The organism is Pseudomonas sp. SIMBA_068 (assembly GCF_046534705.1).
GTDB classification, from domain to species: domain Bacteria; phylum Pseudomonadota; class Gammaproteobacteria; order Pseudomonadales; family Pseudomonadaceae; genus Aquipseudomonas; species Aquipseudomonas putida.
Genome location: NZ_JAWRYI010001485.1, coordinates 1 through 240, shown reverse-complemented (window position 1 = coordinate 240; position 240 = coordinate 1). Strand labels below are relative to the sequence as shown.

General features: G+C 62.9%; 1 protein-coding gene. It reads left to right on the top strand.

Annotated features, from left to right (window positions below; translation table 11 throughout):
* Positions 1–240, top strand: a 240-nt coding sequence (locus tag SB756_RS34585; protein WP_410913818.1) for a hypothetical protein, incomplete at both ends; no start/stop codon positions are given.

Here is a 240-nt window from a genome sequence, read left to right as displayed (position 1 = left end):
CAGTTCGGAACCAGCGCCTTTACCCCAAAATAAACCCAGGCCCCGCTACGGGCGCCGGCTGTTCTGGCTGATCGTGCTGATGGCGTTGGTGGCCCTGGGCTTTGCCGCCGCCAGAGAGATACGCACTTCACACCTGCAAGCCGAGCAATTGAGCAGGCTGGCCAACCAACTGACCTACCGGCTGGCCGACGGTCCCAGTGATGCCATCGTGTACCCAGGCCCCGGACCGTTTGATCGACG